Source organism: Paenibacillus sp. NFR01, assembly GCF_900111565.1.
Classification (GTDB): Bacteria; Bacillota; Bacilli; order Paenibacillales; family Paenibacillaceae; genus Paenibacillus_AQ.
This window is the reverse complement of sequence record NZ_FOIK01000005.1, coordinates 141,110-155,044: the sequence shown is the minus strand read 5'-3', so window position 1 is coordinate 155,044 and position 13,935 is coordinate 141,110. Positions and strand designations below refer to the sequence as shown.

Here is a 13,935-nt window from a genome sequence, read left to right as displayed (position 1 = left end):
CCCCCTGGACTCTCTCCGCATCTTCACTAACTTGTTATTTCGCGCCGGACATTTTGATCTTGTCTTCGACCTGCTTCACGGCATCGTCCAGCGCAGCCTGCACGTTCTGGCCCTCGGCGGCGAATTTCAGCGCATTGGCCATCGGATCCCAAACGGCATCAAGCTCAGGCACGGTCGGGAACGGCTTGCCGTATTTGTTTTGCTCGGAGAAGCCCGCCACGATCGGATCGCCGGTCAGGGCCGGGTTATCCAGCACGCTCAGCACTGGAGGCACTTCGCCGGTTTTTTGGAAATAGGTCAGCGCGTTTTCTTCGTTCGTCAGGAACGCCGCCAGATCGGAGGCCCATTGCGGACTCTTGGAGAATTTTGAGAGCATCCAGCCTTTGACCCCAATGAAGGTGGTCGGATGCGAGCCGTCGGCCAGTACCGGAAGCGGAGCGACCGCCAGGTCGTCGCCGAGCTGCTTTTTCAGGTCGGCTACGGCCCAAGGTCCGTTGATGATCGCGCCGACTTTGCCTTGGCCGAACAGTCCGCCGACGATGTCGCCGTTAACGCCTTTCGGCAGGTAGCCTTTGGTGAACCAGTCCTGGATCAGCTGCACGCCTTTGACCGAACCTTCCTTGTTCAGCCCAATATCGTGGATGTCGTATTTGCCGCTGCCGTCGTTCTTGAAAATATAACCGCCGCTGCCGCCCATAAACGGCCAGGCATAATAGAAATTGGTGCCTTCAAACAGGAAGCCGTACTCCTGTTTTTTGGCGTTCGTTTTTTCCGCGGCCAGCTTCTCCAGATCGGCGATGGTCTTCGGCGCTTCCGGCACAATCTTTTTGTTGTAGAACATGGCAATCGTCTCGGTGACGAGCGGCAGACCGTACAGCGTGCCGTCCTGGCTGAGCGCAGTCAGCGATTCCGGCGTGTAGATGCCGAGTACGCTGTCGTCCGCCTTGAGCGGCTGCACGAGGCCTTTGACGACGAGGTTGCCGATGCCCGGCTGGTAAAACAGGTCCGGACCCTTGCCCGCCGGGCCGTCCAGGCTCAGCGATTCCGGCTGATCGTTCATCGCCAGCGGGTTGATGATGACCTCGATGCCGGTTTGTTCGGTATATTTCTTGGTCATTTCGGTGATGACGGCCAGTTTGGCTTCGTCGGCGTCCGGCCAGATCGTCAGCGATTTCGGTTTTTCCGGCATGCTTGAAGCCGTTTCGCCAGTGGTATCGGTCGCGTTGTTAGATGCAGTTTCATTGCCCGCAGCAGCCGTTTCCTGCGGCGCATTTGAGGCGGAAGCAGCGTTCCCTCCGTTGTTATTCGCATTGTTGTCGTTGCCGCAGGCGGCCAGGCCGGCCATCAGCACCAGGCTGAGCGTTGCCAGCGTAATCTGTCTTTTCATCCTTTTATTGCCCCTCTCTTCATTCAAGGAAATGTGGTATCCGCGAGATCCGGGGCGCCGCTGTTTCTCTGCCCCGTTATCTTTATTTTAGAAATTCCGCCTTACGGCAACTACCAGAATGATGACCTGTAAAGAAACGATTGTGACCAGGGGACAGACCGGAAGGTCCACCAAGACAGCCGGTGGACGGCAATTCCAGAAGTTTATAGGCTATGGGGAAGGACAAGTCCGGCCCGGGAATGGTATAGTGTAGGTTGCTGATTTTTAGATAGACTTTTAAAAGGTGATTACGTGATGAATAAACTGATCTTTCAACATATCCCGGCCGGCGCCGCCGGGGAGCAGATTCCCCGGGCGGCGGTCGCGGCGGAGCGAACCAGCCGCGACAGCGTCTCCGCGGGAGCGGAGGACGCGGCGTATTTCCGCCGGCTCGAAGCGGCGGGCATTCTGCTCAATCCGCCGCAGATCGCGGCGGTTCGCCATCACGAAGGCCCGCTGCTGACGCTGGCCGGAGCCGGTTCGGGCAAAACCTCGGTGCTGATCTGCCGCACCGGGTATTTGCTCGCCGTACGCGGCATTTCGCCGAGCCGGCTGCTGCTGCTGACGTTCTCCAGCAAAGCGGCGGCGGAGATGCGCGAGCGCATCGCCCTGCTGCCCGGCGTGACCTCAGCCGAAGCCGGACGGCTTCAGGCCCGCACGTTCCACTCGTTTTTCCTGTACTTCCTGCGGCGGCAGGGCGTACGACAGGACATCTTCTCCGATACCCGCCGCCAGCATATCGTGCTGAAGCAGATTATGCGCGAATTCGGGCTGCCGAAGGATGCCTATCCACCGGAAACGCTGCTGGCTCTGCTGTCCGGCTGCAAAATGAACATCGGCGAGCCGGCCGATCTTCCCGAAGCGACGCCCGGCGAGCAGGAGATGAAAGCCGTGCTCCTGCGGTACGAGGAATGGAAAAACGAACAATTCAAAATCGATTTCGACGATGTGCTGCTGCTCGCCTACCGGATGCTCAAAGCGCAGCCCCGGCTGCTGGAGGAGCTGCAAACGCAATTCCAATATGTCATGGTCGATGAATTCCAGGACACCAACGCCCTGCAATACGAGCTGGTGCGGATGCTGGCCCAGCCGCACAACAACCTGATGGTCGTCGGAGATGACGACCAGACGATTTATTCGTTCAACGGGGCGCGCAGCGAATTCATTCTTGATTTCGACAAGCAGTATCCGGGAGCCAAGGTGGTCACGCTCGATATCAACTACCGCTCCGGCCCGGCCATCGTCGGCCTGGGCAACGGCATTATCCGCCACAACCGGCGGCGTCTCTCCAAAACGCTGCAGGCCGCCGTTTCCGGCGGGTGCAAGCCGCGGTACATGCGGCCGCAAACGGCGGATGAGGAAGCGGAGCTGATTCTGAACCATATCGTGGACAAAGTCGGCCAGAGTGACCGCGCATACCGGGATTACGCCCTGCTGTACCGCTCTTCCAGCAGCAACCGTGCGCTTCTGGAGCAGCTGCTGCTGCGGGACATCCCCTATATCGACTACGGGGAAGGCCAGCTGATCTACGAGCATTGGCTGATCGTGCCGGTGCTCGACCATTTGCGGCTGGCGATGAACCGGCGCAACTTCACCGCCATGGAATCAATTCTGCCAACGTTGTACATTAGCCGCGAGGCCGGGATGGAGCATATCCGCCGGATGGAAGCCGCGCAGCCGAAGCAAGGGCCGCTGATCCATCTGACGACGCTGCCGGGCATGGCCGAGTTCAAGGTCGCCAAGCTGCGCGAACGGCTGGAGCTGATCCGCGCACTGGCCGCCCTGACGCCGGTGCAGGCGATCCGGCGTATCCGCGGCGATTTCTACGATCATTTCATCGAAGCGAGCGAACGGCATCAGGCGACGCTGCACCGCGAGATGCTGAACGAAATGCTCGACGAGCTGGAGACATCGGCGGAACGGTTCGCCGACATCCCGGCCTTCCTCGACTTCATTGGGATGCTCGCCGAACGCAATCAGGCAAGCCGCCGCCAGGGGCAGGAGGAACAGGGCGACCGGATCGCGCTGATGACGATCCACAAATCCAAAGGGCTGGAATTCCCCGTCGTGTTCCTCATCGGCGCGTCCGAGGGCATTCTGCCGCATAGCTCAGCGCTGGAGGCGCTCCGGCCGAAGGAGCGCAAGAAGGGCCGAAGCGTGGTGGTAATCGACGGCAAAGCAGCCGGAGATGGAGCTTCCGCGGGCGACAGCAAGGAAGCCGGCTTCGCCGCGCTCGAGGAGGAGCGCCGGCTCGCCTATGTGGCGGTGACGCGGGCCCGGGAAGAGCTGTACATCAGCTCCCCGGCCCAGCACCGCGGGCGTAAGGCGGAGGTCTCCCGCTTTATGCTGTCGGCGTTCCGGCCGGAGACCCCGGCCGGAACCGGCTCAAGCCCCGCCGGAGCTGCAGCCGGCGGGGCCGCGGGCCGCATCGCGTTTCACAGCGATGCGGAGCCCCGGACGCGCGGCTTCGCCCGCGCGTCCATGTCGTCGCCGGGGACCGCGGCGACGGGGGAACACCGCCGCCGGGAGCACGGCGGCGGCGCCGCTGCGCCGGCAAGGACCCATACCGTTCCGGTATGGGCCTGTACCGGCGCGGCCTGCCCGGGCTGGACGCGGATCAAGCCGGGCGGGGCCGACGACCGGCTTGCGGCGAAGCCCTGCCCGCTGTGCGCGGCGCCGATGGAGCGCAGCACCCGGGAAGTGCCCGTGTAAATCTGCGGGCACGGCTGCAGAGCAGGCACGCGCCTCCGCAGTCCGTTGCCAAACAAACCAGGCCTACCGCGAGGTAGGCCTGGTTTGTTTGCTCGTGTATCACTTGTGAATCCTTCCTGATCCGCTCGTAAATTACTCGCTACTGGCTAATCTTCGCCAGCCCGGTGAAGATTACGCCCAGCGCAAAGGCTCCGGCATCGGGATACCCGAGGCTCCGCTCGCCTACTGCACCGGCCCGGCCCATCCGGGCTACGATGGTTCCGGTCTGTTTCGCGCCTTCCACGGCGGCATCCGCCGCTTTCGCCGAAGCCGTGCGGAAATCGTCGCCTTGTTCGGCACTGTTCCGCCACGACTCCGCATAGGGAACCAGCGCGTCGATCAGCGTTTTGTCACCGACCACGGCGCCCCGACCGAAGGCCCGCTCGCCGGTGTCTTGAATGCCCTTGACTACGACAGACATCATCTCCGCCACTTCATGGATGGTTAGCTCTGTCCGGGTACCGGCATATTTGCCCGCAGCCCGGAACGCCGAGCCCCAGATCGGGCCGGAGGCGCCGCCGCAGTGCTCCATAATGACCAGCGAGCATGCATCCAGAAAGCTTCCCATATCGGCCGCGTGGTTTGCGGTAATCTCGCTCCACTCGGCTTTCAGTTGCTTGAAGCCCTTGGCCACGCTCATGCCGAAATCGCCGTCTCCGGCATGGGCGTCCAACTCGCAGAACGGCACCTCGTTCTCGATGATGATCTCGCTCATTTTATCGACGCGGTACACCAGATTAAGCAATGACAGTTTATCGCCGTCAATGGCCGCATGCTGTTCGCTCGTCTCGCATTTATAGGATACCTCCTGCACCGCCTCCGGCTCGGAAGCGGATTCCGCATAGGCGACCGGCTCCAGCGGCCCATGCAGGACCAGCGCCGGAGTCTCGCAGGCGTCGGCCAGCAATTCTTTTAATGGATCGTCCAGCTTCATGAGCGAAACGGAAGCTCCCGCCATGTCGATGCTCGTCATGAAGTTGCCGACCAGCACTTTGTGGACCGTGACCTGCCGGGCGGCCAGCTCGCGCATGACCGAATGGTTCAGCAGGTACAGCTCCTGAAGCGGCGTGGCGCCGAATCCGTTGACCAGCAGAGCGACTTCGATGCCGCCGGCGCCATCCGGGTTCAAGCTGCCCAGCAAGGCGGACACCATCCGCTCCGCCAATTCGTCGGCGGTTACCATCGGTTCCTTGCGGATGCCCGGTTCGCCGTGAATGCCGACGCCGTACTCCATTTCCCCCACTCCAAGCTCAAAGGTCGGCGTGCCCTTGGCCGGCACCGTGCAGGAGGTCAGGGCGAATCCGATACTGCGGGTATGGTCGATCGCCTTCTGGGCGGCCGCCTTCACTTCGCCAAGGGACATACCCCGCTCCGCGGCCGCGCCGGCGATTTTGTGCACCAGCACCGTTCCGGCCACGCCTCTTTTGCCCACCGTGTAGAGGCTGTCTTCCACGGCGATATCATCGTCGACTTTAACGTAATCCACCTCGATGCCGTCTTCGCCCGCCAGATAAGCCGCATTCTTGAAATTCATCATGTCGCCGCTGTAATTCTTGATGATCAACAAGGTTCCCTTGCGGCCTGCCGCCTGGCGGATGGCCTGATACACCTGAATCTGCGACGGGGAAGCAAAAATATCCCCGCATACGGCGGCATCCAGCATCCCGCTTCCGACAAAACCGCCGTGGGCCGGCTCATGGCCGCTGCCCCCGCCGCTGATCAGCGTCACCTTAGCGGGATTCAGGGCCTTCTTCTTGATCACCTTGTATTTGCTGTCGAACGCAAGACTCGGATGGGCCAGCACCAGTCCTTTGCACATTTCTCTTACCATCGATTCCGGCTTGTTTATGATTTTTTTCATGATTATGCACCTCTGCCCTGTTTATAATTCCGGCCCAGCTGATCGGCTACCCGGATGGCAGCGGCCACCGCCTCCGCCGTTACCGGAAACGGCATTGAATGAATCGACTCTTCAGGAATGCAGGCTTTGCGGGCCACCTCCAGCAGTTCTTCCGCTGAAACGCTATCCACGCCGATGTCTGCCAGACAGACAGGAAGACCCACGGCGATGCAGAAATCCAGCACTTCCTGCAGCTCGTCTTGATCGGCATTCTCCAGCACCAGTTGGGCAATCGTGCTGAAGGCTACCTTCTCGCCATGGTAATAGTGGTGCGTTCCCGCAAGAGAGGTCAGACCGTTATGGATCGCATGGGCAGCGGCCAATCCGCCGCTTTCAAATCCGAGTCCCGACAGCAGAATATTCGCTTCGATAATATTTTCCAGCGCCGGCGTGACCAGATTGCAATCACAGGCCACCTTGGCGCTTGGTCCATCCTTCAGCAAGGTTTCGTAGCAGAATTTGGCCAGCGCAAGCGCTGTGTTGGTTCCCTTTGCCGGACCGCAAGCACCCTCCCGTACACCGCATGGCAGCCCTGCGTTCACGTTGGAATACGAATTCGAGGTCGCCCGGGCTTCAAAATACGTGGAAAGCGCATCGCCCATGCCGGAAACCAGAAACCGGGTCGGTGCCGCCGCGATCACCGTTGTGTCAATCATGACCACGCTTGGACTCTGCTTGAAGTAGGCGTAGTCATCAAATTGTCCATCGGGAGTGTAGAGCACTGCCGAATGGCTGGTCGGGGCATCGGTCGCCGCGATCGTCGGAACGATAATCAGCGCTTCGCCTTCGGCTACGCATTTTGCGGTATCAATCGCCTTGCCGCCGCCCAGACCGATCGTGCAGGAACAGGCATTGTCCTTCGCCAAACCCTGGAGCCGCCGGACCTCCTCGCGCGAGCATTCGCCGCCGAAGTTGCTTTCCACCAGCGTGATATTGAATTTATTTATGGTATAATCCAGCTTTGCCCGTACCCGTTTTACATCCTCCGGATGGGCAATGAGCAGCGCCGAGTTGCCGAAGGTCTTCACAAAGTACCCCAAATTGAACAGTTCATCTTCACCCTGCACATATTTGGTCGGGCTGATAAAGGCTTTTCTCATGATAAACTCCTCCTTGGATCTGTATTACATCCAGTATAGTCTGCCCATAAACGGTAATCATTGAGTTTTGCCAACAAATTCAAGCGCTTTCACGTTGTGTTTTCTTGCTATATACTTAAAAAATAGAATAATCTTGCGCTGTACCTGCATCCATATCCAAGGAGTGAACCCCATGAGCAATCCGCTGTTCCATTTGGAGAACATTATTGATCTGGAGAAATGGCATACGCTGCAGGACTCCCTTGCGCTGGTCACCAAAATGGCCATCATCACCGTCAATTACAAAGGGGTTCCGGTATCCAAGCACAGCTACTGCCAGCCCTTCTGCCAAGGCGTCCGCAAGGATGACGCGCTGTCCCCGTACTGCCAGAAATGCGATGCGAGGGGCGGACTGGAAGCCGTTCGGCTCAACAAACCCTATATCTACAAATGCCATTTCAATATCATCGATATTGCCATTCCCATCATTATCGACAATCAGTATATCGGAGCCGTGATGGCCGGCCAAATCAAGCTGAAGGATTCCGACGAACAGCTTGAACAGCTCGTCTCCCGGCCGCCCAGCGCCGAGACGGAGGACAAATTCAAGGCGCTGGAGACCGATTACCGCTCCTTGCCGACTTTGACCTATGAAGAGGTCGCAACCACCGCCGACATGTTATTTCACCTCTGCAATTATATTGTCGGAGAAGCGATAACGAAGAATGCAACGATTCAAATGTATAAAAAGACCCTGACGGCGGACAACGCCAGCTCTTCCGCCGATTTCGCCCCGGCGATGGAGCAGGGCTTCGGCAAGCTGCAGGCGATGCAAAGCGAGCTGTCCCATACGCTGGTCGAACATTCGGTCCGAGGACTGGCCGCCCAGCCGATCCGTCCGTCCAACCCGCTGCTGCAGCCGGCCTTTGATTATTTCTACCGGCACAAGAGCCGGAATATTACGCTGGAGGAGATGGCCAAGCAGTGCCATATCAGCCCAAGTTATTTCAGCCGCATCTTCGCAAAGGAAACCGGGGAGCGATTTTCCGTTTTTGCCCCCCGGCTGAAAGTGGAATGGGCCAAGCAAATGCTGGAGACAACGGATCAGCCGGTACATCAGATCAGCGATGCGCTCGGCTTCTGCGATGCGGGTTATTTTATCAAGACATTTAAGCGTTTCGTGCATCTGACCCCCGCCGTCTACCGGATTCGGTATCGGGGTCAGCGTTAAACGAAAGAGTGTCCCGCCATCCCCGAAGACAGTCGGGAACGGCGGGACACTCTTTAGTATTTGATGCAATCCTATAACATTATTCAAACATAAAAGCTATGCTGACATGGCGCCGGACGCCGGAGCTATCCCCGGTAAATCGTCATCGATGAGCGCCGGTTCCGCGCGGCGGAAATGAGCAGGAACACCGCGGTAAGCACGTGCAGGATCCAGCCGAGAAACGGGATCCAGGCCAGCGCCGAGGTAATAATTCCGAGTACCGAGCCGCCATACGAATCCTTTGCTCTGTAACCGACCACCAGCGTAACGACGTGCAGGATGAACATCAGGCCCAGCACCGTATAGCCGGTTCCCATTACGATCAGGCCGCCTAAAAACGGTATCGCCAGCACCCCTTCCATGATGCCCGTTATCCACTTCAATGTTCTTGAATTTTCCACAAGCAACCCCCCCATCCGATATACCAAGATTATACAGGAGTATGGGAATGACGGAAATCTATTTTATCCCTAAATCAGCTATCCTTCTTCCGCATGAGATTCCGCCGCGATATCCATGCAAATCATGCAGACGTCATCGGGATTTTCGTTTGTATTGCCTGCGCTCAGGGATAACAGCTTCTCCAAAAAGAAAGACATAGGCATCATCCGAGTGTTTCTCATCTCACGAATGACCCAATCGATTTGTTCACGCAGCAATTTGCCCGGGACTTCAATCAAACCGTCCGTATACAGCAGAATCCTCGTATTCCCCTGAAATGGAACCGATTGTTTCTTCACAGTCATGTCCGGCATAAGGCCGATAGGAATGCAGGTCGACGACAGTTCATGTATCGCTCCGGATTCCTCCATGACCAGACCGCTCGGATGTCCGGCATTAATATAATCCAGGCGTTTTGCCTTCAGGTCCACGACGGTATAAATGGCGGTAAAATAGAAATGCGTGAACGTAATATTATCACTGAAGAGCCGGTTCATATGGTTATTCAACTCCGTGATTACATCCTCCGGATCCACGCAGGCGACAATGATGCCTTTGAGCAGCGCATGCAGCGACATGCAGATCAGAGAGGAAGAAACGCCTTCTCCCATGACGTCCATAATGAGTACTCCGTACCGGTACGCGTCGATCTGATGCCAGACATACATGTCCCCACCAAGCTGCCGGGAAGGAATATGCCTGGCACTGATCGCAAAAGAAGGCGTATGGAACGGCTGGCTGAGCACGCTTTTCTGAACCCGCCGGGCCAAATTCAAATCCATCCGCTGATTTTCTTCCACCCTCTTCTTATCCGTAATATCCAGAATGACGCCATTGAGATCCGTAATTTCCCTTCTCTTGTTCATCACGGGGAACATGCGACTCTCCATCCAGCGGATCTCCCCGTTCTGATGAACAATGCGGTATTCCATCGTATTCGCTTGAAGATCACCGGCAAGGATCCGGACCGTCCGTTGATTTACGGCCTCCCGGTCCATCTCGTAGACCTGCTCGTTCCAAAGGCCCGGGTTGGCCAGATATTGATCGGGCGTATACCCGAACAGTTTCACGCAAGCCGGTGAAAGCATGGTCACCCGATCCGTCGCCACGTCCCGGGACCAGAGCACGATATCGATGCTCTCAAAAATATTATTCACATGCGTCTGCATCTGGCTCAGCTCTTCCTGGACTCTTTCGAACTCGGTGATATCCCTGGCGAAGCCGATCACGCCCTGAATCTTGTCCTTGACCCGGAGGGCGACGCTCGATAAATCAAATACAAGATAATTCCCCTGTTTATGCCGTATTTTTATTTTTCGCGAAGAGGTTACGATTTCCCCGCTGACAATGCCCTGGAACGACTGTTGAAGTAAGGTAGCGTCCGGCGGTGCAAAAAGGGCACCGAACGGCCGCCCGATGATTTCATCCTCCGCATAGCCAAGGGAAGCTGATAAAGCGGGGCTTACGCTATTCAAGGTACCGTCCATGTTAATCACGTAGATCCCGGCATTGTTATATAGAAACAGCGATTGGTACCGCTGCTCGTTTTCCATCAGATTTTTCGTGTAACGCTCTTTCTGCCTGTACAAAAAATACAGCAGGAGCATGAGGAGATTTTGAACCATAATATGCAGGAACAACATGATTCCATATTCTTTTTTACCGAATAATTGAATCAGATCGGCTAGGGAAATCGCGAAAAGCACCAGGATAAGACTGTATCTCGAAACCCAGCTTCTATAAGAAGTTCCCCGTATATTCAATGTGCATGTCCCCTGCCTTTACGCATCACAAGAGACACATAGATCCCCGTTGGAATCAACCGGGTTTCATCCATGATACTTTGAATCAAAATCAGCCCTCTTCCGCGGGAACCCCCTTTTAAGGGAGCCTCGCGGTTCGGCTGCAGTTCAAATTCCCCGCTTTGGCATACGGTTATTTCCATGGCGTCCGCGTCAACGGTCCAACTGATCCTGAACTCGCAGTTGCCCATCGGACACCCATGCTCGAACGCGTTCATGCAGGCCTCCTCCGTCACCAGCTGCAGGAGCACACAATCATGCTCAGAGAAGCCTGTGAGCTCTGCAAGGCTCCTCGTGATGTCCATCGCCTTGACGATATCATCCGAATTATGCATGATCAATAGCTCAGTGTGGATCTCACCAGACGCCTCACTCATCCGTTCTCCCCCTGAAGATAGAGATAGGCGTCCTGCACCTCGGTAAATATCTTCATGAACGTGTGAAAGTGAACGATCTTAAAAATTTCGCTCACCGTGGATTGAATGCCGGCAATGACCAATTCTTTGCCCGAACGCCCCGAGGAGATGACCGCATCGGCAATTACGCCGAGCGCGGCGCTGTTCAGGTACGCTACCTGGCTTAGCTCCAAAATCATTTTTTTCTTGTCATTCTCTATCAGGCTAAGCAGAGACAGCCGAAATTCATCCACATTCTTCAACGTTACGTCTTTATTCCATGACAAGAGCTGGATATGCTCATGCGCTGAATTCCCCATTTGTACCAACCTCTTTCTGTTTAGAATGTTCGAGATTCATCATCTTCTCTAAATTCAGCAATAATATAAATTGCGGTTCCTTCTTATAAATGGCATCCAGAAAGCCCAGATTGTGCATGACATGGCCCGGCGCCTCTTCCATATCCGACCGGGACAGACTTCTTACCTTCGTCACCTTATCGACCAGGAGGCCCACCTCATGGCCCGATACCTCGCAGATCATGATTCGGGAGCTGTAGGAAGGCTCCGCATAATCCATGCCCAAATTGCTGCGCAAATCATAGACAGGCAGAAGCGTTCCGCGCAAGTTCATCATTCCCATCACATGCGAAGGCTCGAATACCAGCGGATGGATATCCGGTAAAGGCACAATCTCTTTCATTTTACGAATTGGAATGCCAAAGTCCATACTTCCCAGTTGGAAGGTGACATATTTTTCTTCCCGTGAATGAAGCTTGGCCTCTTCCATCATTCCCGGAAGCCGCTGCTCCTGATAAGACCCGAATTCCCGAACGACGGAGCCGACATCAAGGATATGCGCCACGTGGCCGTCGCCGAGGATCGTGGAGCCGGCTAGATAAGGAACGCTTCCAATGTAGTTCCCGAGCGACTTGATCACGATCTCCTGATTGCCGATCGTCTGGTCGACGACCAGGCAGACCCGCTTGTCCCCCTGCCCGATAATTACGACAAACATTCGGTCCTGCTCTTTCTCGGAGCGGACGTTAAGCTTGCCGTGCAGACGGATCAGCGGCAGGACCTGATCGCGGAACAGGCAGACTTCTTTGCCTTGAACCACCCGGACATCGGCTGCCTTCAGCTTGAAGATTTCGTTGACGTTCACAAGAGGCACGGCAAAGGTACTTGCCCCCAGCTTGACCAGAAGCGCCCGGATGATCGCCAGCGTCAAAGGAACCTTGATCGTAAACACGGTTCCTTCGCCCCGCGTAGTTTCGATATCGATTTCGCCGTTGAGCTTCTCGATATGCGACTTGACGATATCCATTCCTACCCCCCGTCCGGACAAGTCCGTCACCTGCTTTGCCGTCGAGACGCCAGAACGGAAGATCAGTCCGGTCAGTTCCTTGTCCGTCATACCAGCCGCTTCTTCTTCGGTCACAAACCCTTTTCGGACGGCCGCATCCTTCACTTTGCCGACATCGATGCCCCGTCCGTCATCTGCAATTGTAATCACGATCATATTGCCCTGATGGCTGGCCCGAAGGACGATCGTGCCTTTGAAAGGCTTGCCTTTTTGGGTGCGTTCCTCCGGAGCCTCCAGTCCGTGATCGGCCGAATTCCGCAGGATATGGATCAGCGGATCACTGATTTCCTCGATCAATGTCCGGTCCAATTCCGTTTCTTTGCCTTCAATAATGAGTTCAATTTCTTTACCCGATTTCTGCGCCAAATCGCGTACCATTCGCGGGAAACGGCCGAATAAATGCTCCATGGGCAGCATCCGCGTCTTCATCATCCCCTCCTGCAGGTCGCCGACGACATTGCTCAGATGATGGGTTATATCGTTCAGGATCTGAATATCGGCATTGTCCTTGAACTGCTCGTTCAGCTTCGTGCGGATACTGCTTAGGCGGGTATTGTCGATAATCAGTTCGCCGACCAAATTAAGCAGATTCTCCAGACGTTCCACATCGACGCGCACAGTCTGAGACACCTGTACTTTGCTTTCCGCCGCCGCTTTCGGTTCCGCCTCCTTAGCAGCGCTCCGGGCAACCGGAGCCTGGACCTCCTTCCCGGCTTGAAAGCCGTTTAGGTTCTGCCCGGTAATGTATTCAATGTGTACGGAATGAATCTGCGACACCTGATTCAGGCTCCGCAATATGTCCTGCGGGCTTTGCCTGGAGACAAGGACATACATGATCGTTCCGGAAAAATGCTCGTCCTGCTCAATAGTCCCCAACTCGGGATGGCATACGACAAGTTCCCCGTGTTCCAGCAAGTTCAGCTCCACCAGTTTGGCCCGCACATATTTCATCGACTCCTGCTCCGACAAATGGACATTTATCGCCATCACCTCGAAGCCGTCGGCCAAAGCGGACTGAATTCGGGTCTTTTGTCCGGGGTCGAAGGCGATTTGCAGCGGAGAAGCCACCTTTGGTTCCGCTGCGCCGCCTTGGACGGGCATTATGCCTGCGGCTTCCCGTACGCCGGTCAACCGGTCCGACAGCGCCGAAATATCTCCTTCGGCCATGACTCCCCCAAGGATGGATTGCCGAAGCTGCTTAATATAATCGATGCAATCAAACAGAATGTTCAACAATTCGGATGACACACCCAGCTGTCCGTTGCGAAGCAGATCCAGCACGCTCTCCATCTGGTGGGTAAGCTTGTTCAGGCGCTCAAAGCCCATCACCGCAGAGGAGCCCTTCAGCGTATGAGCCGCCCTGAAGATTCTTTGAATCGTCTGGTCCTTGCAGCCGTCGCATTCCAGCGCCAGCAGCGATTCATCCAGGCATTGAAGCTGCTCGTCCATTTCATCCAGAAAGACGCCCAGATATGCCGAGTTTTGATAGTCATTCATTGGTTTCCG

At 56.3% G+C, this 13,935-nt stretch carries 10 protein-coding genes; 2 read left to right on the top strand and 8 right to left on the bottom strand.

The features are described from left to right. Positions 1–34: 34 nt before the first annotated feature. Complete coding sequence (locus BMW84_RS19975; RefSeq protein WP_091071412.1) at positions 35–1,387, bottom strand: extracellular solute-binding protein; 1,353 nt, start codon at positions 1,385–1,387, stop codon at positions 35–37. A 294-nt stretch (positions 1,388–1,681) separates the two neighbouring features. On the opposite strand from BMW84_RS19975, the gene BMW84_RS19970 reads away from it, so the two are divergent. Then, the gene (locus BMW84_RS19970; RefSeq protein ID WP_091071411.1) at positions 1,682–4,138 is read left to right on the top strand and encodes a UvrD-helicase domain-containing protein; all 2,457 of its coding nucleotides are present in this window, start codon (positions 1,682–1,684) and stop codon (positions 4,136–4,138) included. Positions 4,139–4,277: 139 nt separating this feature from the next. Here BMW84_RS19970 and dhaK read toward each other — a convergent pair whose 3' ends face one another. Together dhaK and BMW84_RS19960 are read right to left on the bottom strand one after the other, a co-directional pair. Continuing rightward, entirely contained in the window at positions 4,278–6,038 is a 1,761-nt protein-coding gene (dhaK, locus tag BMW84_RS19965) for a dihydroxyacetone kinase subunit DhaK (RefSeq protein WP_091071409.1), read from the bottom strand. 2 nt (positions 6,039–6,040) lie between these two features. Further along, entirely contained in the window at positions 6,041–7,177 is a 1,137-nt protein-coding gene (locus BMW84_RS19960) for a glycerol dehydrogenase (protein WP_091071407.1), read from the bottom strand. 172 nt (positions 7,178–7,349) lie between these two features. On the opposite strand from BMW84_RS19960, the gene BMW84_RS19955 reads away from it, so the two are divergent. Further along, entirely contained in the window at positions 7,350–8,387 is a 1,038-nt protein-coding gene (locus tag BMW84_RS19955) for a PocR ligand-binding domain-containing protein (RefSeq protein ID WP_091071406.1), read from the top strand. A gap of 125 nt (positions 8,388–8,512) precedes the next feature. Here the strand turns inward: BMW84_RS19955 and BMW84_RS19950 are convergent, their stop codons facing one another. The 5 genes from BMW84_RS19950 to BMW84_RS19930 all read right to left on the bottom strand — a co-directional run bounded on the left by BMW84_RS19950 (position 8,513) and on the right by BMW84_RS19930 (position 13,926). Further along, positions 8,513–8,827, bottom strand: coding sequence for a hypothetical protein (locus BMW84_RS19950; protein WP_091071405.1), 315 nt, complete (start codon positions 8,825–8,827; stop codon positions 8,513–8,515). Positions 8,828–8,905: 78 nt separating this feature from the next. Next, complete coding sequence (locus tag BMW84_RS19945) at positions 8,906–10,630, bottom strand: SpoIIE family protein phosphatase (protein ID WP_091071404.1); 1,725 nt, start codon at positions 10,628–10,630, stop codon at positions 8,906–8,908. Beyond that, complete coding sequence (locus BMW84_RS19940) at positions 10,627–11,046, bottom strand: ATP-binding protein (protein ID WP_091071402.1); 420 nt, start codon at positions 11,044–11,046, stop codon at positions 10,627–10,629. The genes BMW84_RS19945 and BMW84_RS19940 overlap by 4 nt, the downstream gene beginning before the upstream one ends. Further along, positions 11,043–11,384, bottom strand: a complete 342-nt coding sequence (locus BMW84_RS19935) for an STAS domain-containing protein (protein ID WP_091071400.1) — start codon at positions 11,382–11,384, stop codon at positions 11,043–11,045. The genes BMW84_RS19940 and BMW84_RS19935 overlap by 4 nt, the downstream gene beginning before the upstream one ends. Further along, positions 11,365–13,926 carry a chemotaxis protein CheA gene (locus BMW84_RS19930; protein ID WP_091071399.1) on the bottom strand — a complete coding sequence of 854 codons (2,562 nt, stop codon included), beginning with the start codon at positions 13,924–13,926 and terminating at the stop codon, positions 11,365–11,367. The genes BMW84_RS19935 and BMW84_RS19930 overlap by 20 nt, the downstream gene beginning before the upstream one ends. Positions 13,927–13,935: the final 9 nt, after the last annotated feature.